Annotated in this window: 15 protein-coding genes; 7 read left to right on the plus strand and 8 right to left on the minus strand. The window is 72.3% G+C overall.

Annotated elements, in window-relative coordinates; genetic code table 11:
- The first annotated feature begins 60 nt into the window (after positions 1 to 60).
- Positions 61 to 4,281 (plus strand): hypothetical protein, encoded by a 4,221-nt coding sequence (locus tag ACZ7C5_RS07730; protein WP_470322227.1) that lies wholly within the window; start codon positions 61 to 63, stop codon positions 4,279 to 4,281.
- A 50-nt stretch (positions 4,282 to 4,331) separates the two neighbouring features.
- Here the strand turns inward: ACZ7C5_RS07730 and ACZ7C5_RS07735 are convergent, their stop codons facing one another.
- From ACZ7C5_RS07735 to ACZ7C5_RS07745, 3 genes are all read right to left on the minus strand, one after another.
- Positions 4,332 to 5,318, minus strand: a complete 987-nt coding sequence (locus ACZ7C5_RS07735) for an aldo/keto reductase (RefSeq protein WP_401087357.1) — start codon at positions 5,316 to 5,318, stop codon at positions 4,332 to 4,334.
- A 114-nt stretch (positions 5,319 to 5,432) separates the two neighbouring features.
- Positions 5,433 to 6,290, minus strand: coding sequence for an ABC transporter permease (locus ACZ7C5_RS07740; RefSeq protein ID WP_470322228.1), 858 nt, complete (start codon positions 6,288 to 6,290; stop codon positions 5,433 to 5,435).
- Positions 6,290 to 7,270 (minus strand): ATP-binding cassette domain-containing protein, encoded by a 981-nt coding sequence (locus ACZ7C5_RS07745; RefSeq protein WP_470322229.1) that lies wholly within the window; start codon positions 7,268 to 7,270, stop codon positions 6,290 to 6,292. Before ACZ7C5_RS07745 ends, ACZ7C5_RS07740 begins: the two co-directional genes overlap by 1 nt.
- A 105-nt stretch (positions 7,271 to 7,375) precedes the next feature.
- Here ACZ7C5_RS07745 and ACZ7C5_RS07750 point away from each other — a divergent pair, with 105 nt between their 5' ends.
- Positions 7,376 to 8,182 (plus strand): TetR/AcrR family transcriptional regulator C-terminal domain-containing protein, encoded by an 807-nt coding sequence (locus ACZ7C5_RS07750; protein WP_401087362.1) that lies wholly within the window; start codon positions 7,376 to 7,378, stop codon positions 8,180 to 8,182.
- On the opposite strand, the gene ACZ7C5_RS07755 is transcribed toward ACZ7C5_RS07750, so the two are convergent.
- Complete coding sequence (locus tag ACZ7C5_RS07755) at positions 8,179 to 9,558, minus strand: pyridoxal-phosphate dependent enzyme (RefSeq protein WP_470322230.1); 1,380 nt, start codon at positions 9,556 to 9,558, stop codon at positions 8,179 to 8,181. The two genes, ACZ7C5_RS07750 and ACZ7C5_RS07755, sit on opposite strands and share 4 nt — an antisense overlap.
- A 298-nt stretch (positions 9,559 to 9,856) precedes the next feature.
- Here ACZ7C5_RS07755 and ACZ7C5_RS07760 point away from each other — a divergent pair, with 298 nt between their 5' ends.
- Positions 9,857 to 11,011 (plus strand): oxygenase MpaB family protein, encoded by a 1,155-nt coding sequence (locus ACZ7C5_RS07760; RefSeq protein ID WP_470322231.1) that lies wholly within the window; start codon positions 9,857 to 9,859, stop codon positions 11,009 to 11,011.
- Positions 11,012 to 11,193: 182 nt separating this feature from the next.
- Here the strand turns inward: ACZ7C5_RS07760 and ACZ7C5_RS07765 are convergent, their stop codons facing one another.
- From ACZ7C5_RS07765 to ACZ7C5_RS07775, 3 genes are read right to left on the minus strand one after another with little or no spacing between them, the layout of a single operon-like run.
- Positions 11,194 to 11,925: a hypothetical protein gene (locus ACZ7C5_RS07765; RefSeq protein WP_470322232.1), complete on the minus strand. Its 732-nt coding sequence runs from the start codon at positions 11,923 to 11,925 to the stop codon at positions 11,194 to 11,196.
- Positions 11,926 to 11,941: 16 nt separating this feature from the next.
- Complete coding sequence (locus tag ACZ7C5_RS07770) at positions 11,942 to 12,139, minus strand: hypothetical protein (protein WP_401087369.1); 198 nt, start codon at positions 12,137 to 12,139, stop codon at positions 11,942 to 11,944.
- Positions 12,136 to 12,579, minus strand: coding sequence for an ATP-binding protein (locus ACZ7C5_RS07775; RefSeq protein WP_188301570.1), 444 nt, complete (start codon positions 12,577 to 12,579; stop codon positions 12,136 to 12,138). Before ACZ7C5_RS07775 ends, ACZ7C5_RS07770 begins: the two co-directional genes overlap by 4 nt.
- A gap of 170 nt (positions 12,580 to 12,749) precedes the next feature.
- Here ACZ7C5_RS07775 and ACZ7C5_RS07780 point away from each other — a divergent pair, with 170 nt between their 5' ends.
- The 4 genes from ACZ7C5_RS07780 to ACZ7C5_RS07795 are packed head-to-tail and all read left to right on the plus strand — an operon-like array spanning position 12,750 to position 14,346.
- Entirely contained in the window at positions 12,750 to 13,610 is an 861-nt protein-coding gene (locus ACZ7C5_RS07780) for a helix-turn-helix domain-containing protein (RefSeq protein WP_470322233.1), read from the plus strand.
- Positions 13,607 to 13,840, plus strand: coding sequence for a DUF397 domain-containing protein (locus tag ACZ7C5_RS07785; RefSeq protein WP_470322234.1), 234 nt, complete (start codon positions 13,607 to 13,609; stop codon positions 13,838 to 13,840). Before ACZ7C5_RS07780 ends, ACZ7C5_RS07785 begins: the two co-directional genes overlap by 4 nt.
- Positions 13,841 to 13,859: 19 nt before the next feature.
- Positions 13,860 to 14,093, plus strand: coding sequence for a DUF397 domain-containing protein (locus ACZ7C5_RS07790; RefSeq protein WP_401087377.1), 234 nt, complete (start codon positions 13,860 to 13,862; stop codon positions 14,091 to 14,093).
- Between the two features lie 19 nt (positions 14,094 to 14,112).
- Complete coding sequence (locus tag ACZ7C5_RS07795) at positions 14,113 to 14,346, plus strand: DUF397 domain-containing protein (protein ID WP_401087379.1); 234 nt, start codon at positions 14,113 to 14,115, stop codon at positions 14,344 to 14,346.
- Positions 14,347 to 14,389: 43 nt separating this feature from the next.
- Here ACZ7C5_RS07795 and ACZ7C5_RS07800 read toward each other — a convergent pair whose 3' ends face one another.
- The gene (locus tag ACZ7C5_RS07800; protein WP_401087382.1) at positions 14,390 to 15,211 is read right to left on the minus strand and encodes a VWA domain-containing protein; all 822 of its coding nucleotides are present in this window, start codon (positions 15,209 to 15,211) and stop codon (positions 14,390 to 14,392) included.
- Positions 15,212 to 15,219 lie beyond the last annotated feature (8 nt).

Here is a 15,219-nt window from a genome sequence, read left to right on the forward strand (position 1 = left end):
GGCCCCGAGCGCCACCGGCCACCGGCCGCCGCCCACCGGAACACTCTCGAAAGGAACCGCATGCCCCTCGGCGTGGACCTCGACCGGCTCAGGACCGACCTCGGCGCCACTCCGGCTCAGATGTTCGAGTCGCTCTGCGTCCATCTCTTCCCGGCGATCCTGGACCACGACTTCGGCCCCGTCTTGGACGGCACGCTGTTGGCGCTCCGGCCGCCGGACGGCGGGCTGGAGGCGTGCGCCAGGACCGCCGACGGACGCGTGGTCGGAATCCAGGTCAAGCACCACGCGGCACTGAAGTCGGCGCTGCGTTCCATGGACGAGTCCGTCGGTTCCGCCCTCGCCCACCATCCCGACCTCACCGACATGCTGGTCTTCCTGCCCCAGGACTTCACCGCCGGCGGCACCGGCACGCCCGGCACCCGCCAGTGGAGTACCGCTTCGAGCCGCTGGGCCGCGATGGTCCGCCGTGTCCGGCCCGGCCACCCGGTCGTCTTCCACCCCTACACCAAGAGCCTGATCGAGCGGGCGGTGGTGTCGTTCGCGGAGGAGGCCGTGCCGGCCTACTTCGACGCCCGGTACCTCCGGTTGTCGGACCTCCACCGGCACGCGGCCGCGGCCGCCCGTACCGTCCGTCGCCGCCCGTGGCCGGCCGGCCCGCAACCACCGCAGCTCACCACGTTCCTCTCCGAGGCCCTGGCCGGACTCGACGACCCTTCGCCGCTCGTCTCGCGGCTGACCGAGACGGCGTCAGGGCTCCGGCTGTGGGCCGGATGGCGTCCGGCCGCCGACGGCCTCCCCGTTCCGTCCGTCGTGCCCGTCTCGGCGGCATCCGAACGCTGGACCGCCTCCTCCGGCCGTCGGGCGGAGTGCGCCGACGGGCTGGACGGCATCGCGCGGCTCCTCGGTGAGGAGGACCGCACCGACCCCGGGATCCTGCGCCGCCGGATCTCGCAGGCGCTCCGGCTCTGCGGCCGGGTCGCCGTCGAGGTCCGGGAGGTACACGACGAACTACTGGACGCCGTACGGGCGTCGCAGCCGTACGAGGCGCTGCCGGGCCCCGGACGTGGCGCGCTCGGCCGCCTGCTGGCCGTCCTCAAGGACCTGCTGGCCTGCGCCCGCACCCTGTACACGACGTGCGCCGATCCCGCCCTGGCCACCCGCCAGACCGGCACGCTGCTCGTCGGCGGCGGTTGGGGCACGGGAAAGTCCTACGGCCTGGGAGGCTGGGTGCGGGGGCGCATCGCGGTCGGAGCGCCCACCGCGTTCGTCTGCGGCCACGAGTTCGGCCCGGACGAGCCGTTCGAAGCGCAGCTGCCCCGCCTCGTCGCCCCCGGCACCCGGGCACACGGGCTGCGCGACCTGCTGGCGGCCCTCCAGCAGCAGGCCCTGCTGACCGGCCGCCGGGCGGTCCTCGCGGTCGACGCGCTGAACGAGGTCCGGTGCCTGCGCGGGGACTTCCGGGTGGCCTTCGAGTCCCTGGCCGAGGTGGTCGGCCGCTACCCGCTGGTGACCCTGGTCGGCACCGTCCGGATGGACGCCAGGCCGGCCGTTCCCGAGCAGGTCGCCCACACCGTGAGCACCCGGGGGCACGGGTTCCTGTGGAACCCGGGAGTCGCTTCGCCGGACCGGTCCTGGCGGATCTACCAGGACATGTACGGGCTGCCGGAGCTGCTGCTGCCGCCGGACGTCTCCGAACTGCGGCGGCCGCTGATGCTCGCCGTCCTGGCCTGGTGCCTGCACCGCACGCCGCGGCCGCCCGGCGAGGCGATCGTCCCGCCCACCGTCGGCGACCTGTTCCAGACCTGGCTGGCGATCCTCAACGATGACCACGCCGCCTACCTCGACCGGGTCCACGACCTGCGCTCAGCTCCGTCCGCGGCCCCGCCGCCCCTGGTCACCCTCGCCTGCCGGGCACTCGCGGACGCGATGGGCGTGCGGGGATCGCTCGACTACGGGACCGCCGGCCGCGTGCTCTCCGGTGTGCCGGGAGCGGCCCGGCCCGCGGTCGTGCTGCGCTGGCTGGAGAGCGCGGGCGTGCTCGCCCTGGATCCGGACACCCGAAGGGTCCGGTTCGCCGTCCAGCGGTTCGCCGAGCACGTCCGTGCCGTGAACCTGCTCAACCACCGCCGCCGCTCGGCCGCCGTCACCCGCCTGGTCAAGGAGTTCGAGCGGCTGCGCGCCGCCGAACCGGAGTCCGCCCGGCTCACGGACCGCCGTCGGATGCTGGAGGCGCTCGCCGGGGCCGCGCCGCACGCGGCCAGAGCCGCCGAACTGGCGGATCTGGTACCCCGCCGGTACCGCTCGGCCGTCTCCGGCATGGTGCTGGAGTCGTTGGAGGGGCGCGCCGCCCCACGCGTCAGCCGGTCCTCCCGCGCGTTGCTGGCCCGCTGGCTCCGTACCCCGGACACCGCCCAGGCCGCACTGCTCGCCGTCCTGGTGAACGCCACCTGCCCCCGGCACCCGCTGGGAGTGGGGTTCCTGGACGCTCAGCTGTCCGCCTGGAGCCGGGGCCGCTACGCCCGCTGGTTCGCCGATCCGGTCCTGGAGATCCTCGACGACGAGGACCTGGTCCTCCTGCTCCGCCGCCTCGTCAAGGCGGCCGGGGCCGCCGGGGCGAGGGGCGACGAGGCCGTCGCCGAGGCCGGCATCCTGCTGCTGTGGCTCTCCGGCGTGGGCCACCACGGCCTGCGCGACGCCTGTGTGCGCACCCTCGCGGACCTGTGGACCGACCGGCCCGCGGCGATCGCCCGGCTCCTCGACAGGTTCGGCGGCCACCGGGACGAACTCGTCACGGAGGCGTACTGGCTGGCCGCCTACGGGGCACTGGCCCGCAGTACGGAACTGCCGTCCGCCCCGCTGTTCCGCGGTGCCGTCGACCGTGCGCTGACACGGCCGCACCTGCGGATCCACGACGCCGTCCTCGCGGTACGGGGCCTCCTCGGCCCGGAGCCCGGGGCCGCCGGAACCTTCCCCGCGGTCCCCCTCCGCCGCCCCCGTCTGCTGGCCCCGTTCTGCGGCGGCCTGATCGCCGAGGAGGCCGTCTCGCTGTCCTGGTGCCCGTTCGAGGAGACCGATCCGAGGCCCCGCCAGGCCTGGCTGGCCCGCCGGGCCCAGTTGCTCGCCCTCGGCGCTCCGCGGCACCCGGTCCGGGTGCGCGGCGGATCCGCCTTCGACGCGGCCGACGTGTCGGTGGCCAAGGCGCTCCAGCGCGCGCAGCAGGAGTGGTACGCCGAACAGGCCACCCTGGTCAGGGATTCGCGGCCCGTCCCGGTGCCAGGCGAGCACGGCGCGGCCCGGTACCACCAGCGAACCATCGATCCGACCCTGGGGGCCCGATGGCCCACCCGTCTCAACACCTCCTCCCGACCGGGGAACTGGTGGACCCCGCCGTTCACGGCTGCCGGGCTGCGAGGGTCCCCGACCGGCCCGCCGACCAGCCTGACGTCGGTTCTGACGAAGCCGGACCCGTCCGGAACGCCGTGGCTGCTGATGAACGCGCTCCACCACCTGCTCGACGAGGGCGACGAGGGGGACGAGCAGGACGAGCGGCCCGTGCCAGGCCTCCCCCTCCTGCACGACCCGAGGAGCGGCATCCTCCGCCTCTCCGACACCTGGCGGGCCGCCTCCCCGGCCCACCGGACGCAACGGCTTCCTCCGGTCCTGCGGGTCGAGTCCTTCGTGGTCCCCCGCTCGGACCTGGCCTCCGCGTTCCCCGCACCGGCCGCCCTCCAGCGGTTGCGGCCGGCCCTGCGCTGGCCCGGACAGGCCTACCTCTCGGAGTACTACGGCCGTCCCGAGTTCGCCCACGCCCCCGGGAAGCCGTCGGGGCCCGAGCCCACGGCGGTCACCTCCCAGGACATCGGTGTCCCGCCACCGGCCGTCGGCCGCTTCTTCGGCGCCCGTGACCGCCCGGTCCCCACCCGCCGGCTGACCGACCGGCTGGACGTCCGCTGGACCGGCCGACAGCTCGACTTCGCCGACCGGTCCAGCGGGGAACTCGTGCTCACCGACCCGGGGTTCGCCGGCGAGGGCCCGGAGAGCATCCTGCTCCGGCAGAGGGCCGTCGACCGCCTGCTCGGCCAGGACGACGTCCTGCTCTGGGCCGTCACCCTCGTCGAACCCGTCGCGGCGTGGTCGGTGGGCTGGTCGGCCTACTGCGTGCTCGACTCCGGCACCCTGTGCCACCTTCCCGGTGTCGGGCCTTCGACCGGCCATCGGCTCCCGCCCGTCCTCTGGCCCCGGCCCGGGGTGCCCGCGTGGCGGCCGGACCCGGGCGGCTGACCGGCCCCGGCGCCGTTCGGCGGCCGGGGCCGGGGCCGGGTGCCGGCGGCCTACCAGGCGTAGTCCTCCGGGGCGGGCTTGTGGCCGGGGAAGAGCTCGTCGAGGTGGTCGAGGGTCTTCTGGTCGAGCGTGAGGTCGAGCGCCGCGAGGGCGCCGTCGAGGTGGTCCGCGGTGCGCGGGCCGACGATGGGGGCGGTGACGGCGGGGCGGGAGAGCAGCCAGGCGAGGGCGAGGACGGCCGGGTCGGCGCCGAGTTCGTCGGCGAAGTCCTCGTAGGCCTGGATCCGGTCGCGGTGCCTGTCCAGGAGTTCGCTCGCGTAGGGCAGCGCGCTGCGGTCCCGGGTGCCCTCGCGCTCCTTGCGCAGGATGCCGCCGAGCAGGCCGCCGCGCAGCGGGGACCACGGGATCAGGCCGACGCCGTAGTGCCGGAGGGCGGGGATCACTTCGAGTTCGATCGTGCGGTCGAGCAGGTTGTAGAGGGACTGCTCGCTGACCAGGCCGAGGAGGTTCCGGGAGCGGGCGGTCTCCTGGGCCTGGGCGATGTGCCAGCCGGCGAAGTTGCTGGAGCCGACGTAGACGACCTTGCCCTGGGCGACCAGGACCTCCATCGCCTGCCAGACCTCCTCCCAGGGCGTGTCCCGGTCGATGTGGTGCATCTGGTACAGGTCGATGTGGTCGGTCTGGAGGCGGCGCAGGCTGGCCTCGACGGCCTTGCGGACGGCGAGCGCGGAGAGCCTGCCCTCGTTGGGCCAGTCGCCCATGTCGCCGTAGACCTTGGTGGCGAGGACGGTGCGCTCGCGGCGGCCGCCGCCCTTGGCGAACCAGCGGCCGATGATCTCCTCGGTGCGCCCCCGCTGCCGGCCTTCGCTGTCGCGGCCGTAGACGTTGGCGGTGTCGAAGAAGTTGATGCCGCGCTCGTGGGCGGTGTCCATGAGGCGGTGGGCCTCGGCTTCCTCGGTGTGGCGGCCGAAGTTCATGGTGCCGAGGCAGAGGCGGGAGACGGTCAGGCCGGTGCGGCCGAGGTGGGTGTACTCCATGGCGCCCCACCCAAGACCACACCGGCGTCACTGTCCAGCACATTTCACGGGTGTGCCGGAGCCCTGCGGATCACTGCCGGCAGTCCCGCTGGTCACCGCTCACAGCCCCGCCGCTCACCGCCCGTGGGTGGCGAACTTCCGTACGGCGAGCGGCACGCAGACCGCGAGCAGCAGGGCGCTCCAGAGCAGCGCGGCCAGGGTGGCGTGCTGCGTCGGCCAGGCGGAACCGGCCGCCGAGGGGTTGCCGAAGAGCTCCCGGCAGGCCTGGACGACGGAGCTGACCGGGTTCCAGTCGGCGAGGACGCGCAGCCAGCCGGGCATGCCGCCGGTCGGCACGTAGGCGTTGGTGACCATCGCCAGCGGGAAGACCGCGACGGAGAGCTGTCCGGCCGCCTCCTCCTTGCCGACGGCCAGGCCGAGCAGGGTGCCGACCCAGGTCATCACGAAGCGGAAGAGCAGCAGCAGGGCGAACGCCCCGGCGGTGTCGGCGAGTCCGTGCCGGGCGCGCCAGCCGGTGAGGAGTCCGACCAGCGCCATCAGGGCCAGGACGGCCACGCTGACCAGCAGGTCGGCGAGGGCCTGGCCGAGCAGCAGCCCGGTGCGGGAGACCGGCATGGAGCGCAGCCGGTCGGTGACCCCGCGCCCGACGTCGCGGGCGGCGCCGACCATGGTGGGCATGATGCCGTTGGTGGCCACCATGGCGAACAGCCCGGGCATCAGGAACTCCCGGTAGTCACCGCCACCCGGCACCTGCATGGCGCTGCCGAGGACGTATCCGAAGACCACCACCATCACCACCGGCACGCCCAGCGAGGCGGCCAACAGGCCTGGCGAGTGGCGGTAGTTGAGCAGGACGCGGAGCATCGACGTCCAGGTGCCGGTGGCGAGCCGGCCGAGGGCGGACGGACGGGCAGGCGAACGGGCGGGCGGACGCTCGGACGGGCGGGCGGCGAGGTGCGCGGTGGTGGCCATCAGGCGGCCCTCCCCTCGGCCGCCGGTCCGTCCGCGTGCTCCCGGGTGAGCGCGAGGAACACGTCGTCCAGCGAGGGCTCCCGCACCGCGACGTCCCGCGCGGTCACCGCCATGCCGTCCAACTCCCGTACCAGCGAGGGCAGCAGGACGGGGACGCCCGGCGCCGTCAGCACCGTGACCGTCCGCTCGGCCACGTCCACCTGGGCGTCGCCGCCGGTCAGCGAGGACAACACCACGGCGGTGGCGGCGAGTTGCGCGGGGTCGGCCAGGGTGACGGAGACCTGGCTGCCGATCGCGGCCTTGAGCCCGGCCGGCGGTCCGGTGGCGATGGCGGCGCCGCGGTCGACGACCACGATGTCGTCGGCGAGCCGGTCGGCCTCCTCCAGGTACTGGGTGGTGAGCAGCACGGTGGTGCCGCCGTCGGCCAGTTCCCTGACGGTGTCCCAGATCGCCTGCCGGCTGCGCGGGTCGAGCCCGGTGGTGGGTTCGTCCAGGAAGAGTACCGACGGGCTGGTGACCAGGCTGGCGACGAGGTCGAGGCGTCGGCGCATGCCGCCGGAGTAGGTGCGCACGAGCCGGTCGGCGGCGTCGGCGAGGCCGAAGCGGGTGAGCAGTTCGTCGGCGCGCTCCCGGGCCCGGCGGGCGCCGAGGTTGTGCAGCCGGCCGAACAGGTGGAGGTTGTCGCGGCCGGTGATGCCCTCGTCCACGGCGGCGTGCTGTCCGGCGAGGCCGATGGCGCGCCGGACGTCCTCGGCTTCGCGGACGACGTCGTGTCCGGCGACCCGGGCGGTGCCGCGGTCGGGGGCGACCAGGGTGGCGAGAACACGGACGGCGGTGGTCTTGCCGGCGCCGTTGGGGCCCAGCAGGCCGCAGACGGTGCCGGCCGGGACGGCGAGGTCGAGGCCGCGCAGGGCCTCGGTGGCGCCGAAGCGTTTCTCCACGCCGGCCATCTCGATGGCGGCTCGTGCGGTGTCGGACATGGCTCCGGCCTCTCTCCAGGTACATCGTACGTAGAAGCGCGCTCGGGCGCCATCGTACTACGTACGGCGTACGTATCTACGATGGGTGGGCGAGGTGATCTTCCAGTGCCGTCCAGCAACTCCCCCACCGGCTCCGAGCAGCCGGAACAGCCGACCCGAGCAGCACGGGCAGAACAGGCCGAACAGGCCGAACAGCCGGACCAGCCCGGCAGGCCCACGCCCCCCGAGGCCCCCGAGCTGATCTGGCTGCGCCCCGAGCGCACCGGCCGCGGCCCGCGCCCGGCCCACAGCCGCGACTCGATCGCCGCGGCGGCCATCGGGATCGCCGACGCCGAGGGCCTGGACGCGGCCTCCATGCGGCGGGTGGCGGCGGCGCTCGGCGCGGGCACCATGTCGCTCTACAACTACGTGCCGAAGAAGGAGCACCTGCTCGACCTGATGCTCGACGCGGCCACCGGCGAGTACCGGCTGCCGGCCGAGCCGAGCGGCGACGTCCGGGCCGACCTCGCCGCCCTCGCCCACCAGCAGCTGGCCATCCTCCGCCGCCACCCCTGGCTGCCCACCCTGGTGCTGGCCCGGCCCGGCATCGGCCCCAACGCGCTGCGCTACACCGAACACTTCCTCGCCGTCACCGCCCCCACCGGCCTCGACGGCGGCGCCCGGATGGAGGCGATGTCGCTGTTCAACGGCTTCGTCTGCCAGTTCGCGCAGTACGAGCAGACGGCCGCGGCGGGCGCCAAGTGGCAGGCGGAGCTGGTCGGTTACCTCGGCCGGGCCGCGGCGAGCGGCGCATACCCGCACCTGGCGCGGGCGTTCGCCACGGCCGGGCCTCCGGGTGACCCGGACCAGGTCTTCGACCGCAGCCTGGCCCGGGTGATCTCGGCCATCCTGGCGCCCCTGCCCGGGAGTTAGCGGAGAACCTCGCGCGGCAGCACCGCCGCCACCCGGCCGTCCACCAGCACCATCAGCGCCCGGTGGGTGCGGCCGAGCAGCGCCCGCGCCTCGGCCGCCGACTGCCCGACGCCGACCGTCGGCAGCGCCGGCCCGACCAGCCCGCCCAACCCGTCCTCCGGCTTGGCGGCGCCTTCGGCGAGCGCCGCCGCCAGCGCGGCCCGGGACACCGAGCCGACCACCTCCGTGGCGGCCACCCCGTACGGGCGCGCCGCCCGCACCAGGACGACCGGCGCCACCGGCGCACCGCCCAGCGCCTCCAGCGCCGCACCCACGGTGGCGTCGGCGGCCACCGTCACCAGCGGGTCGCTGGCCTCCAGCAGCGGCCGCAGGCCGTCCGCGCCTTCGCCCTCGTCCTCCAGGAAGCCCCACTCCCGCATCCACATGTCGCTGTGCACCTTGGACAGGTAGGAGCGCCCCGAGTCCGGCAGCAGCACCACGACCAGGTCGTCCGGGCCGAGCCCGGCCGCCACCCGCAGCGCGGCCGCCACCGCCGCGCCCGAGGACGGTCCGGCCAGGATGCCCTCCTCCCGGGCCAGCCGACGTGCCGCCAGCAGCGACTCACGGTCCGGGACGCGCTGGTAGGAGTCGATCACCTCCGGGCGCAGCGCCAGCGGCTGGCGGTCCTCGACGGTTTCGGGGTGGAGGTAGTGCCCGATGCTCTCGACGTACCACGGGCTGCCGTCGCCGCCCCCGTACGTCGAGGACTCCGGGTCCGCGCCGACCACCGTCACGGAGCCGCCGGACACCTCCTTCAGGTGGGTGCCCGTCCCCGTGATGGTGCCGCCGGTGCCGACGCCCGCGACGAAGTGGGTCACCCGGCCACCGGTCTGCTCCCAGATCTCGGGGCCGGTGGTGCGGAGATGGGCCTCGGGATTGGCCAGGTTGTCGTACTGGTTGGCGAGCCAGGCTCCGGGGATCTCCTCGGTCAGCCGCTCCATCACCTTGAACAGGTGCCGCGGGTCCTCGGCGGGCACGGCGGTCGGGGCGAGCACCACCTCAGCGCCGTACGCCCGCAGGATGTCGGCCTTCTCGGGCGACGACTTGTCGACAACCCCGGCGATCACCCGGTAGCCGCGCTGCCGCCCGACGATGGCCAGGCCGATGCCGGTGTTGCCCGAGGTCGCCTCGATGATCGTCCCGCCGGGCTTCAGCAGTCCGTCCCGCTCGGCGGCCAGCACCATCGAGAGGGCGGCGCGGTCCTTGACGCTGCCGCCGATGTTGAGGAACTCGGCCTTGGCGTAGATCGGCGCGGCGAGACCGGCGCCCAGCCGGGCGAGGCGGAACAGCGGCGTCCCGCCGATCGCGTCGAGGACGGATTCGTGCACTGCGGCCATGGTCGGCCCCTTTCACTGGCTCTGTCCGCCCGAGCCTGCCCCGGCCGGGGGCCCGGTAGACGGAAGCGACACCACTCGTCACGGCACAACAGGAGTCCTGCTCTCGGACACCCGTCCGAGGCGCCTTCACCGGTTCGGAGGAGGGCGAGCGGTTAACCATTTCATCGAAGTGTCGCTCCCTGTCAGGACTGAGAGCATCACGCTGCTCGCCGGGTTCTCCGCGTGGACGACCTGATGGCCGTCGGTCACCGACACGTGCGACGGCGGGCTCCGTCTTGACCGAGGAAGGAACCTCCCGATGACTTTGACGACTCGGAACATCGCGCAGGAGCTCGAAGCCGCGAACCAGGTGGGTGACCCGCGGGCCGACCGGCTGGTGTCCGATCTGATCGACAACAAGGAGATCGACGGGGTCAACGCCCTGTTCCGCACCATCGGCACGCTCAAGCCCGGCCAGGACCTCGCGCAGTTGCCCGCGAGGCTGGCGGACTTCCTCCGGGAGGCCGCGTCACCTCCACCCGGCTGGTCCGAGGCGGACGTCGACGCCGCGGAGGGCTTCTTCCGTCACCACCACGGCGAGGTGTCCATGCTTCAGGGCACCGTCGGTCTGATCGGGACCTACCTGTCCCCGACCGGCGCGTTCACCCTGCGGTCCACCGGCCGTCTCGGCGGGGTCAAGGGGCCGGGCCGGCGGCTGTCGCAGTCCTCGCGGCTGTTCCTCGACATGGGCGACGGCAACGCCCTGCGCGACGGCACCCTCGCGGCCAACGTCACGAAGGTCCGCCTGGTCCACGCCTCGGTGCGGCAGCTGCACAAGAAGAGCGGCGTGTGGGACTACGCCACGTGGGGAGAGCCGGTGCCCGTCAAGTACACCACCGGCGCCACCTGCGTGTTCAGCGTGCAGATCCTGGAGGCCATGAGGAACCTGGGCATCAACGTCTCCAAGGACGAAGCCAACGGCTTCATGTCCGCCTGGCACTACGTCAACCACTACCTCGGTACGCCCGAGCGGTGGCAGCTGCCCAAGGACGCCGACGAGACCACGCGCCTGTGGACCAAGGTGCGCGACGACGAGTGGAAGAAGACCGACGACGGCGTCTTCATGACCCGGCAGGCGCTGGAGTTCTACAAGCAGTTCTTCCCCGGCCCCACCCACGACGCGTTCGTCGCGATGGTCCGCCATGCGCTCACCGACAAGTACGCCGACATGGCCGGCGTGCCCAGGGGCGTCCTCGACCTCGCGGCCGGGCCGCTCGCCGCCGGCCACGAGGTGGTCAGCGGCCTGGGCGGCGGCCTCCTCGGCGGCGCCGCCCAGAAGGCCACCGGAGTCAATCCCTACAAGGAGATCACCGGCATCGCGTCGAAGGCGTTCAACGAGGTCGAGCGGTTCGCGCTCACGCACGACCAGGACGACCAGCCGCAGATGCACCAGGAGCTCGGCGACGACCGCTGAATCTGAACACGGGCGAAGGGCGGGCGCGGGCCGAGATGGCCCGCGCCCGCCCTTCCGTTGGGGGCGTGAAGAGGGTGTGCGGTGGCTCGTTCGCGCCGCATGACTCTGCCGCGCTCCAGATCGCACAATGGCGCCGCACATGACCGCCCCCTCGGCGGCCATGTGCGGAGAGTAGCCGATAGTCAGATCAGCGGGCCGAAGAGGCCGCGCTCCCAGTGCCCCAGCCAGGAGGCCGTGGCCGACGGCAGCTCCTCGTCCTCCGTGGACTCGTCGTACGGGAGCAGCGCGGTGGGCGCGAGCCAGCCCTCCCCCGGGTCGACGCTGATCCGCAGGACGCTCACCCGCTTGCGCTCGGCGAGGTAGCTCCAGAAGTCGTAGGTGTGCGGGTGGTGGGTCTCGTAACGCTCGTGCAGGGCCCGGCAGACGGACTTGATGGTGGTGGTCACGAGCAGGAGGTGACGGCTGCCGGGGCCCAGGTTGACGCAGAGCCGGCGGCGCGCGCCGCCGCAGTCGGCGTAGGAGAGGTTCTGGCGGTTGTCGATGTGCAGGCCGGGACGCAGGCCGTTCTCCGGCAGGCGGTGGGTGACGGGTTCGCCGGGCGGGTCGTCGGTCGCGGGGAGCGGGACGGGGAACGGGTCTCCCAGCTCGCCGACCAGGGCGGCCGTCGACTCGCGGTCGGTGACGGTGGCGGGGAGCCGGAAGAACTCCACCAGGCCGCTGTCCTCGGTGAACAGGCTCGGCGCGTACCGCGCGGGGAGGTGGTCGGACAGCGGGGCCCAGTCGCCGGCCGGGACGACGGCCCCCGACTCGTAGCCGGGTTCGCCGAAGAGGCGCCGGACACCGCCGATCTCACAGCGGTCCAGGAGGGCGGCCGGGTCGCGGAAGGCGATCGCGGCGGGGTGCAGGTCGGGCATGGGGGAAAACCTCGGATCAATCGTCGTCGTCGGTGGGGTCGGTGGGGTCGTCGTGGCGGTGGATGCCGGTCATCAGGGCGGCGGCCAGGGTGGTCCACCAGACGACGTCGGCGGTGGCCGGCTCGCGCGGGGGGACGAGGTTCGCGGCGAAACAGGCGAGGGCGAGGCTGGCGACGGCGACCGTCGCCGTGGGGGCGAGCTTGATGCGGATCAACTCCCGGGCGGGGGAAGGCTGTCGGCCGGCCGGAGCCGGACGCGGACCCACACCCGCTTGCCCTCGTCGCGGCGGACGATGACGCCGAAGTCGAGGGCGAGCTGACGGACCAGATCGATCCCCCGGCCGCCCTCGGTGAAGCGGCGGGGGTGGGGGTGGCGGAGCCGGAGGTCGCCGCGCGGGTCCCAGACTTCGAGCCGGCAGTCGCCATCGAACTCCTGGAGGGAGAGGCGGACTTCGTCGCTTCCCCGGCAGGCGTGGACGACGGCGTTCGTCACCAGCTCGGAGGTGATGAGGACGAGGTCATCGACGGGATCGCCGCTCCAGCTCCAGGAGTTGAGCTGCTCGCGGATCAGACGGCGGGCGGTACGGACCGAGGTCGAGTGCTCGGTGAGGGTGGTCTCCCAGGTTCGGAGGACCGGGTTACGCAAGGTGGACATGAGTCACCCCACACCTTCAGTGGCGTGTTCGTGCGGTCACGTTGAGTGTGGGCCATCGAAAATCGAAAACGCAACCTCATTGCTCGAAGAAATTAATTGATCATGGATCAGACTTGAGACTGTGCCAGCAGAGTGGCCAGACTGGGCCACACACCGGAGGGAGGATCCACTTGAGCAAGGACCTGTCAGCCATCAGGCAGATTCGACTCGGCGACGAGCTGCGGGCTTGGCGACTGGAGAACAACAAGACCCTGGCCGACATGACAACTGGCCTGAAAGGGTGGAGTCCGGGTCGACTGAGCAGGATCGAACGAGCCCAGCAGTCGATCAACGCGGCCGACCTGGCCACGTTGCTCGAACATGCCGGCGTCACCGGTCCAGAGCGGGAAGAACTCGAAGCGCTGCTCGGCCCTGGACCTCCGAAGCAGTGGTGGCGCGATCTGGACTACTCCGAGACCATCACGCCAGCCTTCGCGGAGTACCTGGCCCTCGAAGCCGATGCCTCGCACATACTGAACTACTTCCCTTCGGCGTTCCCAGGCTTGGTCCAGACGATGGACTATGCGAAGGAGATGATCGCCGCTGGAGTCGATGCCCCGAACGAGGAGTTGGTCGAAGCTGGGGCGGAGGTTCGCATACTCCGCCAACGGCGCCTCACCAAAGAGCCGACTCTCACCTTCGAGGCATACTTCGGCGAGGTTGCACTGCTCGTAGCAGGAGACCCCGAGGTCTTGACCGGCCAGATCAACCACGCAATCAAGGTGGCTCAGTACCCGAATGTCTCACTCCGAATGGTGCCGCTGAACGCTGGAAGAACTGGAATCCTGGCATCTGGAGTCACTCTGATGCGCTTCCCCGATGACCCTGACGATGGCTTCCTCTTCGTCGAAGCTGTCGGAGGTATGCTCCCGCGTAGAGCGGGGCGCGAAGTACGGCGAGCCGAAAGGGCGTTTGCCCGAGTCAAGCGGTGCTCACTGTCCCCGACGGACACCATCGCCGCCCTTGAGCGCAAGTTGGAAGAGCTGACGTGAGCAAGAAGAACGACCCTTACAGCCACAACCCCTCCGAGGCCGAGTGGGTCAAGTCCCCCTTCTCCGCCGAAGGCAACGGCGACTGCGTGGTCGTTGCGCGCTTCGACAACGGGGACGTGTGGGTCGGCGACGACAAGAACCCCGACCAGCCCCACCTCGCCTTCAACCAGGACGAGTGGGCGGCCTTCGTCCAGGCCATCGAAGCCCACGACCCCCGCTTCACCGCCTGACCCCACCCGGGAGGCCCAGATGCGCGACCGACACGACCCCTACAACCACAACCCCGCCGACGCCGAGTGGGCCAAGTCGCCCTTCTCCGCCGATTCCAACGGCAGTTGCGTGGTCATCGCGCGCTTCGACAACGGCGACATCTGGGTCGGCGACGACAAGAACCCCAACCGCCCACACCTCGCCTTCAACCAAGCCGAATGGACCGCCTTCGTCCAGGCCATCGAAGCCCACGACCCCCGCTTCACCGCCTGACCCCACCCGGGAGGCCCAGATGCGCGACCGACACGACCCCTACAACCACAACCCCGCCGACGCCGAGTGGGTCAAGTCCCCCTTCTCCGCTGACGACAACGGCAGTTGCGTGGTTGTCGCCCGCTTCGACAACGGCGATGTCTGGGTCGGCGACGACAAGAACCCCAATCGGCCCCACCTCGCCTTCAACCAGGGCGAATGGACCGCCTTCGTCCAGGCCATCGAAGCCCGCGACCCCCGCTTCACCGCCTGACCCCCGCTCCCGGCCACGCGGCCTGACCGCGTGGCCGGAGAAATCAGCGGCTCCCCATCCCCAGCCACGCCCGCAGCGACGCCCAGAAGCCCCGGCGTTCAGAGGGCGTCGCCGCAACCTCCACCGCCGGCGCCTGCAACGCCGGCCCCTCCGGCGCGATGCCCTGGGCCCGGGCGGCCGCCAGCCACGCGGGGACGTCGGCGAGCAACTGGTCGTACAGCTTCTGGTCGGAGACCTTCCGGGGATCGCGCCCCAGGTGGACGAAGCCCGCGTTGTCGATGGGGCGCATCTCCGGGACCGCGAGCCCGGTGAGCTTCCGCAGGAAGTCGAACTGCTTGCTGCCCGGGTCACCGAAGCCGATGAACTGCCAGAAGATCGGCAGCTTCGCCGCCTCGCACAGGCGTGCTTCCGCCGCCTTCTTGTTGATCGGCCCGCCGTCCGTCTGGAACAGGACGAGGGCCGGCGCCGTGGCACCGCTCTCCTGGTAGTGCCGAACCACCGCGTCCATCGCCAGGTGGTAACTGGTCTTGCCCATGTGCCCGAGCTTCGCGACGATCCGGTCGATCCAGCCCGCGTGCTCCTCCAGCACGATCTCCGCCTCGGCGTCGACCTCGGTGGAGAAGAAGACGACCGGCACGCTCCCGTCGTCGTCCAGGTGTGCCGACAGCCCCAGCACCCGGTCCGCGAGCGCCTGGACGCTGCCGTCCTTGTAGTAGGGCCTCATCGAGCCGGAGTAGTCGATCACCAGGTACACCGCCAGCCGCTGGCCCCCGAGCCCGCGCCGCTCCACCGAGGCGCCGGCCGTCTTGTAGAGGCTCACCAACGCCGGCGCGCTCTGCTCGACCTTGCTCAGACTGACGGCCATGGCTCGCT

It is taken from the genome of Kitasatospora sp. NPDC036993 (assembly GCF_055607525.1).